The sequence below is a fragment of the Anaerolineales bacterium genome, from assembly GCA_037382465.1.
Taxonomy (GTDB): domain Bacteria; phylum Chloroflexota; class Anaerolineae; order Anaerolineales; family E44-bin32; genus WVZH01.
This window is the reverse complement of sequence record JARRPX010000056.1, coordinates 26,160-34,774: the sequence shown is the minus strand read 5'-3', so window position 1 is coordinate 34,774 and position 8,615 is coordinate 26,160. Positions and strand designations below refer to the sequence as shown.

Annotated in this window: 8 protein-coding genes; all 8 read left to right on the top strand. The window is 52.4% G+C overall.

Translation table 11 applies throughout. The annotated features are described in order from the left end of the window. Nucleotides 1-357 precede the first annotated feature (357 nt). Entirely contained in the window at nucleotides 358-1,419 is a 1,062-nt protein-coding gene (locus P8Z34_13230; protein ID MEJ2551638.1) for a cellulase family glycosylhydrolase, read from the top strand. Between the two features lie 681 nt (nucleotides 1,420-2,100). Continuing rightward, complete coding sequence (locus P8Z34_13225; protein ID MEJ2551637.1) at nucleotides 2,101-2,838, top strand: MBL fold metallo-hydrolase; 738 nt, start codon at nucleotides 2,101-2,103, stop codon at nucleotides 2,836-2,838. A 208-nt stretch (nucleotides 2,839-3,046) separates the two neighbouring features. Continuing rightward, a complete protein-coding gene (locus P8Z34_13220; protein ID MEJ2551636.1) occupies nucleotides 3,047-3,967 on the top strand; it encodes a 4Fe-4S double cluster binding domain-containing protein in 921 nt (306 codons plus the stop codon). Nucleotides 3,968-4,045: 78 nt separating this feature from the next. Further along, nucleotides 4,046-4,399: a hypothetical protein gene (locus P8Z34_13215; GenBank protein MEJ2551635.1), complete on the top strand. Its 354-nt coding sequence runs from the start codon at nucleotides 4,046-4,048 to the stop codon at nucleotides 4,397-4,399. Between the two features lie 30 nt (nucleotides 4,400-4,429). Further along, a complete protein-coding gene (locus P8Z34_13210; GenBank protein ID MEJ2551634.1) occupies nucleotides 4,430-5,326 on the top strand; it encodes a methyltransferase domain-containing protein in 897 nt (298 codons plus the stop codon). A gap of 245 nt (nucleotides 5,327-5,571) precedes the next feature. Continuing rightward, nucleotides 5,572-6,033 carry a hypothetical protein gene (locus P8Z34_13205; protein ID MEJ2551633.1) on the top strand — a complete coding sequence of 154 codons (462 nt, stop codon included), beginning with the start codon at nucleotides 5,572-5,574 and terminating at the stop codon, nucleotides 6,031-6,033. 230 nt (nucleotides 6,034-6,263) lie between these two features. Beyond that, a complete protein-coding gene (locus tag P8Z34_13200) occupies nucleotides 6,264-7,781 on the top strand; it encodes an NAD(P)/FAD-dependent oxidoreductase (protein ID MEJ2551632.1) in 1,518 nt (505 codons plus the stop codon). A 33-nt stretch (nucleotides 7,782-7,814) separates the two neighbouring features. Then, nucleotides 7,815-8,522 (top strand): type II CAAX endopeptidase family protein, encoded by a 708-nt coding sequence (locus P8Z34_13195; GenBank protein ID MEJ2551631.1) that lies wholly within the window; start codon nucleotides 7,815-7,817, stop codon nucleotides 8,520-8,522. Nucleotides 8,523-8,615 lie beyond the last annotated feature (93 nt).

Below are 8,615 nucleotides of genomic sequence, written 5' to 3'. Positions count from 1 at the left end.
AAACCAGGTATGTTAAAAGATGCGGATCTTCGAACTTTGCGAAAAATTCTAACTGCACATTCACGCGCGGACAGGTTCGTAGAGCGCCACTTTGTGAGTGAGCTTGAGAGTGGGCACATCATTGCAGTGCTGCGAAGACTGCAGGAGATCCGTGACGATATGATAAGCGACGCCTAACCATTTGCTGGAGCCCTTCGTCTTCGCTCAGGAAGTGCGCCTCCAAGATTCAGCCGGATTTGCCTAGTATTGGTGTATCATCGGAGATGAGGGCAGGCTGTTCTCTGAAATAACGCCAGGATCTGAAATAGCTCAAAGCCTTGGGCATATCTCTGGAAGACATATAAAAAGGAGTATGTTGTGAATAAAGAATCATTAAAAATCGGTGTCAATTTAGGAGGATGGATTTCTCAGTATAAAGAATTCGATCGTCACCATTTTGATACTTTCATTACTGAAGATGATATTCACCAGATCGCGGACTGGGGATTTGATCATATTCGTCTACCAATAGATTATCCAATTTTAGAAGACGATTCCACCCCTGCCGTATATCACGAATCTGGATTTGCATATCTTGATCATTGTTTAGCATGGTGCCAGGATAATGGGTTACGGGTGGTTTTTGATATACACAAAGCTCCCGGGTATAGCTTTACAAACACCCTCGAAGCTGAAATGACAGCAGTCAATACCTTGTTTACAGAGCCCTCCATGCAACAACGTTTCGTTAACTTATGGGGGGCTATCACTCGCCGGTATATTAATCAAGCCGAGGATTTTCTGGCGTTCGAACTGCTGAATGAGATCGTGCTGCCAGAAAGCTCTCCCTGGAATACATTGGCACAACAAACCGTCAATCATATCCGAGAGGAAGATCCTCATCGCTTGATCATTGTTGGAGGAAATAACTACAACGCGATTACTGAATTAACCAATATTCAACTAAATCCCGATCCATATTTACTGCACACTTTCCATTTCTATGAACCATTGGTGGTCACCCACCAAAAGGCTCCCTGGGTGATTGAGATGGAACAGTTCAATAAAACGGTGAACTATCCAGGAGAAGCTCCTGGATTGGCTCAATTCTTGGAAGCACAACACCCCATTCAAATGCCGAGATATCAGCAATCCTTTGGCCGTCGGTTGGACAAACAACTCCTTGAAGATATGTTGCAACCTGCACAACAGTTCATGCAACAAACAGATGAAATACTCTACTGTGGTGAATTTGGTGTTATTAACCGAGCCCCCATGCAAACCCGCATCAACTGGAACCGAGATTTTATTGACATCCTCAATGAGAATAGAATCGGATATGCCTATTGGTCCTACAAGGAAATGGACTTTGGCCTCGTTGATAAAAACAGCGACCTGATTAATGAAGAGCTATTAAGGGTTATCACCCAACAACGATAACCCCAATCATATGAAACAAGTTTAATACACCCAACAAAGCGTGCAGTGGAGGTCGCAAATCGGCGCCGCGAACACAAGCCGTTAGATTGCTAAACCAAAAAAGATCAACAAGGTGTAGGGGGGAAAAACCTCATCCGTGTTGAATAATTTGTAAGTGGAAAGGCGAAGAAGTCTGAAATTTCAAGATGCTTATGATAAATATCATTGTGAAAACTAACAGGTGTCACCGATTGGGATGAAGTTGGATCGGAATGTTGGACGGATATAGTTTTTCATCCCTACACGTGGATTCGCCTCGATCGGTCGCTTTCCGATCCATGTGAATCGGTAAATTCGATATTTCGTACCGGTCAGCGGCAGTACCGTGCAGATAAACCATCTAAGGGACACTTCGACCTCGTACCACTCTTCCTTTATCCAGGCCTGGCTCGTTTATTTTCTGATTCGTATGGCTAGTCATTGGGTCTGGCAGTTGCTTTTTCGGCGCCTCTCCATTCGAACGAGTGCTTCGATACGGCTCAGGTTAACCTACCTCGGGATTTTACAGGATTTGACTGGGTTGGGTGTAATATCGGGATTGAGCGGAGGTTGCCGTCTCGTAAAACGCGAGCCCTTCCCGATTAAAAGCCGTCAGGCGCACGCTGTCAGACAAGGGTCGACGAGATTTTCAAAGGGCACACCATGCAGCAAAAACTCACCCAACTGACCGGGCAGGTCTGGCTTTGGCCGCACAATCCCAGCTACACCGCCGTCCAGAGTTCCGTGGGGGTCATTCATTGTGGAACCGAGACCGTCCTGGTGGACGCCGGAAACGGTCCGGGGCTGGCGCGAAGGATAAAACGCGCGTTGAGTCAACACGGGTTTCCCCTGCTGAGCCGTATCATCTATACCCATCATCATTGGGATCACACTTATGGTGCCTGCGAGTTCCAGGTTCCCGTCGTGGCGCACGCGAAATGCAAATCCATTCTCACCGAAGCGGCCAAAAAACCGTGGAGCGCAGCCTATCTTCGGCAGCAGATCGAATCCAATCCCAAGCTCCGGGCGAGCTATACGGCGCTCGAGCGTGCTGTTCGGGATTGGAAAGCGTTCCACATCGTGGTTCCCGAAACCGTCTTCGAGCGCTCGCTGTCCCTCCAATGCGGGCGCGTTCGCCTGGAATTGGAGCACGTTGGTGGCCGACACGCCGAAGATTCGATCGTGGTCAAGGTACCTGAGGCAGGAGTGATGTTTCTTGGCGATTGTTATTATCCACCGCCGCTTCACCTGCAAACGTCCGAGCCTAAAATCTCTATGTCCATGCTGGAAGCATTGGAAAGTGAGGCGTATTCACTGTACGTCGGGGGCCATGCCAAACCGATAACGCGGGAAGATCTCTGCAGGCGGTTGGAGCGGCATTCCCGAATCAAGCGGCGCTAGAGATCAGCTTGGCGGGGAAAGCCTGAGCAAAAGGATCTTCATCGAATAAGCATCATCGCCAGCCGGAGATCCACACCACAGACTAAGGCGAGCAGCAGGTGTGTTTCGATTCGCAGAATCCAACGGCCTGTCCGCTGCAAGGAGCGCGGGAATTCCGGTAGAATAGGGCGGACTTAAACTGCAGCGGCCAGGATCATCGGAGACCATCGTGGATATCCATTTTCAGAACGGCGAGCGGTATCAGGTAATCGCTGCGTCCGTGTTGGAAACGCTCGAAACAGAAATACGGAACTTTGTATCCAGCTCTCGAATCAACGATTTCCAAAGATGGATCGTCGACGACCTGTATTGTTTTACGCCTCCGGAAGCGGATTTCAGCATCGAGTCGATTCTGCTCGTTGCCGTCCCGCATCCGTTCTATTCCGAGGTCACGTTTCAACACCATCAGAAACGCTATCACTGCGTTTCGCTCGTGCGTTCCGATTTCGAGCGCACGAGGAATACGCTGAAGCGCGAATTATCGAAGGGGAAATTCAGCTTCCTGGAAGTGGAAAGCCTGCCCTTGAAACGCCTGGCCGTTCAAAGCGGATTGGCCGTCTACGGGCGCAACAACATCACCTATATCCCGGAATTCGGCAGCAATTTTTCCTACATCGCATTCTACTCGGATTTGCCGCCGGCCGTGTCCAGTTTATCTCCCGTTCAGGTCTCGACCCGCTGCGAAACATGCCGGGCCTGCATGCGCGTCTGCCCGACCGGCGCGATCCAGGCGGATGCGTTTCTTATCGACAACGAACGATGCCTGTCCTATTTGAACGAATCCAGCGGCCCGTTTCCCGACTGGCTCCCCGTGAGCGCGCATCACACGCTGTACGACTGCATCCAATGCCAGAAGTATTGTCCTTTGAACGTAGATCAAAAAAACAACACGGGAAGGCGGATCGAATTCAGCGAAGCGGAGACGGATATCCTGCTGGCAGGCGCTTCGTTCGACGATTATCCCAAAGGGTTGAAAGAGAAAAGCCTTTACCTGGGAATGGATCAGTGGCCGGATGGAATCGCCAAGAACCTGAAGGTGTTGATCGACAGGGATGATGCCGGGATCGAGTCGACGACGGCGTCCACCTGATCGTCGTTCCATTTTGATTTTATACTGTATCGAGCTTCGCTTCATGGGAAAATGATCTTCGGCTTCAGCGGATAAAATATGACTCAGTATTCACGCCCTAAAGCGATTGGGGGGATTCTGTTCATTGCGCTGTTGTTCTTCGGCGGACTATGGATCCCGCGTCCACTCATGTCGAACGTCCTGCTCGATATCCGCAATTGGATTCCGGCAGGCGCGTGCGTGGCGGTTATGCAAAACGCCATGCAGGGAACCGCTCTTGCGCTGCAGCCGCTGCTGCTGCTGATCGGCTACACGATGGTCTTTGGATATCTCTCTATGCGCCTTTTCCGATGGGAATCCCCGCGCTTCACGATGCAGATTGGGTTCCATGTCAACGTCCGGCCCGCGCTTGCAGCCAACCTGCTTTTCAGCTTGAGGTCAAGGCGCCAGTAGTCTTCGATGATTGTATACTAGGAGCCTGGTTTGACATCATCGGCCATGCGCCTGAACCGCAAGCCGTTGGGCGGCTGCATTCGAATTGAGGATAAATCTGTGAAGCGATCAGGAGACGAAGATAAGATTGTAGAATATTACAACGAGTTTGATGAGCAAGGGCGTCTATCGAATAATTGGGGGCAAATAGAGTTCCTCCGAACCCAAAATATCGTCCGCCGTTATCTGAAAAGAACACCATCGGTAATCCTTGACGTTGGCGGCGCTGCCGGACGATATTCGTGCTGGCTGGCCAAAGAAGGCCATGAAGTACATTTGATAGACCCCGTGCCCTTGCATATCCAACAAGCACGAACGGCTTCGGATCATCAACCCAAAGCACCACTTGCGAGCTGCAAAGTTGGGGACGCACGCCAGCTAGAATTCGATGATGAAATTGCGGACGCCGTTTTGCTGCTTGGTCCGCTTTACCATTTGGTCGAGGTGGTCGATCGCAAACGTTGTTTGTCGGAAGCGTATCGGGTATTGAAAAGCGGCGGGTATTTGTTCGCAGCTGGAATATCCCGGTTTGCTTCTACAACGGATGGATTGTTCTCCGGATACTTTCTTGATCCGGTATTTCGGGAGATTATGCGGGGTGATTTGGAAACCGGGCGGCATCATAACCCGACCAATAACCCTGCGTATTTCATGGATACTTTTTTTCACCATCCGGACGAATTGAGGGCAGAAGTCTCCGATTCGGGATTCGAGATTGCCGGTTTGTTTGCAGTTGAAGGGATCAGCTATCTGATGAAAGATTTTGAAAAGAACTGGCGTATTGAAGACAATCGAAAGTTTTTACTCGAGATCATTGGCAAGATTGAAGAAGAAGCCAGTTTGATAGGGGCAAGCCCTCATATTATGTGTGTAGGGGTAAAGTCGTAGCGTATTTGAGAATGATAGCGGAAAGAGAAGTAATGTTGCAGGCAGCCAGCTGCCAACCATTCGTTGGAGCACTGGAAGAACACCTGGAACGGGCCGCGCAAAGCGGACGAGCGGCCGATGAAAATTCACGAGAACGATGCCAATGGTGTTTCCGGGATGGAATGCGTTCCATCGCACTGCTTCAATCAATGCCGGTCTTTTAGATCCGTCGCGGCCCGATCTCTTTCGCATGGGGAGGATGCTTCATGTCTTTACAGGAATATTCCTTTATCTTCGACGTCGTATCCGCAGTCGGCGTCGTCGCTTCGGTGCTGTACCTGGGTTACCAGATCCGTCAAAATACGCGCGCCATGCGCCGGACCGTCGCCCGCGACATCGTCCGCGATTTGAACGAAATGGGCCGGTTCTTCATCGAGATGCCCGACCTCATCCAGATCTATTTCAAAGCGAAAGAGCAGCCCGCAGAGTTGAGTCCGGCAGAGCGCTTTCGTTTCCAAATCCTGGTGATGCGGGTGATGAGCAACTTCGATCTGGCCATCGGCTACCACAAGGACGGTTTGATCGACGATCCATCCGTCGAAACCTACGCCCAGAGCGTCCGCCAGCTTTTCAGAAGCGACGTCGTGAAAGAATGGTGGCGGCAGGAAGGACACGCCCTGTACAGCGCAGAGCTGCGTGAACTCGTCGAGAAGGGATTGGCCGGCTAGCCGTTTGCTGGAAGAATTCCAAAAGCATCGGTATCTCATAGTCGTTCGCTGCAGCACGTGTGAAGCAGCATGAATCGCGACCATATTCCCAAAATCTGGAGAAGATCGTTACAATAAAAGGCCGGGAAACCCCACGCGCTGGAGTCGTGGAAGCTATCGAGAGAAGCCGGAACTTTTTTTAGGAAGGGCGAAGTTCGCCGTTCAAAAGCCATCGACGAGATGAATCCCGCATGACGAAAACGTCCAACGACATCATCATCATCGGCGCAGGCATCGCCGGGATGGCCGCCGGCTGCTATGCGCAGATGAACGGCTACAAGACCAGGATATTCGAAATGCATCACCTGCCGGGTGGGTTGTGCACCTCCTGGCAGCGAAAGGGATACACGTTCGACGGCTGCATCTATTACCTCTTCGGGTCGGGAACCGGGAAACCCTACAACGACTTCTGGCTTGAACTGGGCGCCGTTCAAAACCGGAAAATTTTCAACCATGAAGAATTCATGCAGATTCGAGCGATGAACGGGCAGCGTCTCGTGGTGTACAGCGATCCCGATCGACTGCAGGATCATCTGCTCGAATTGTCGCCCGCCGATCGCAGGCCGATCCGGCAGCTCTGCAGCGGCATCCGCGCCTTCTCGAGTTTCGATCTGACCCGCCTGCAGCAGAAACCCAAAGCGTTGATGAGTCCGGCCGACTGGGCCAGGCTCGGGGCGGACATGCTGCCCTATACCGGTCTGTTGGCGAAGTGGGGCCTGATCTCCGCGGAGGACTTCGCCCGGCGCTTCAAGGATCCGTTCCTGCGGCGTGCGGTGCCGTTGATGTTCGCCTGGCGCAGCATTCCGGTGATGATCGGGATGTCCTTCCTGGCCTGTGCGAACGACGAGAACGCCGGTTTTCCCGAAGGGGGTTCGCTCGAATTCGCCCGCGCCATCGAGAAGCGTTACCTCGAACTTGGGGGTGAAATCCATTACCGGGCACAGGTGGAGCGTATCCTGGTGGAGGACGACCGGGCCGTCGGTGTGCGGCTCTACAACAACGACGAACATCGCGCCCGGCGCGTCATCTCCGCCTGTGACGGACGCGCGACGGTTTTCAACATGCTGCGCGGAAAATACGCCGGCCGCAGGTTGAGAAGACTCTACGACGGTCACCTGCCGATCTCCACGCAGCTGCAGGTGTCGATCGGCGTGAAACGTGACCTTTCCGCCGAGCCCCATCTGGTGAATTTTCTGCTCGATCGGCCCAGGGACATCGCCGGCCAGGAGCATCGCAGCGTCGGGATCAGGCACTACGGCTTCGATCCTTCCATGGCGCCGGAAGGCAGGTCGGCCATCGTGATGACGCTGGACACCGCCTATGATTACTGGCAGCGTATTTACGGAAGGACCATCTACGATCACGAACAAATCCAGGAAGCGGACATGCTCATCGATCTCCTGGAGGAAATCTATCCGGGCATCCAGAGTGAGATCGAGCTCATCGACGTCGCCACCCCGTTGAGCTACGAGCGTTTCACCGGCAACTGGCGCGGATCGATTTGCGGTTGGCTGCTGACGAAGGAGACTCTACCGATGAAGCTCATCGGGATGCGCAGCACTTTGCCCGGTTTGAAAGATTTTTACATGACCGGGCAGTGGGTCGAACCGGGGGGAGGCCTGCAGATCGTGGCGACGTCGGGCCGGAACATCGTCCGGCAGCTATGCGCCGAGGACAAGAAGGAATTCACCACGCAGCTTCCTTGTTGATTGCGGCGGGGTGGGCAGAAGTGGGAGGGAATTATGAAGATTAGAAATTGGTTGCTAACGGAACGCGGTGTGGTGTGGACCAGCATTATTCTGACGATCATCGTCCTGCTCGAAAGTCGAATTGCTCCATGGTCTCCCTACTTTATCGTTTACGCCGCTATGGCCATTGCCATTCCCATTGTGTTGAAGACGTACAGGTTTGGATCCTTTCGCGACGCAATGCGGAAATACTGGAAGATATTCATAGCCATACTCGTTCTCGGCGTGTTCTTCGATAAAGTCGTGTTTACCTGGCTCTACCAATGGGGACTGGACCGGTTTGGGGTGGGCGGCGATCCGTTTTATTCCCTAAACGCTGCCATCGTCGATATGATAGACGCCGTCGCCGTTAAGTTCAGCGTCACGCCGGACAGCGCGCAGATGCTCTACGCCTTCTTCGTCATCATCTGGGCGCCGGTAGGCGAGGAATTGTATTACCGGGGATATCTTCAGGGTGTGCTTCGAAAGACGAGGGGCTTTACATTTGCTGCGATCGTCTCATCGATATTTTTCGGAATCAGGCATGCGACGCACTTGTTTTTCCTGTGGCCCGATCTGCCCTGGGTGGCGATGGCCTGCTGGGTGGCCGGTGCATTTGTTTTTGGTTTGTTGATGAATTATCTCTATGAACGCAGCCAATCTCTCTATCTGCCGATGCTGGTGCATTTCCTCGTCAATATTATCGGCTTGGTTTTCATGTAATTACCAAAAGCTGTCCGATGAGTCACTCGTCCTTCGACTTCGCTCGAGATTGCCACGTCCGAGATTCGGCCGGGCTGACCCGGGGTCGGAGAG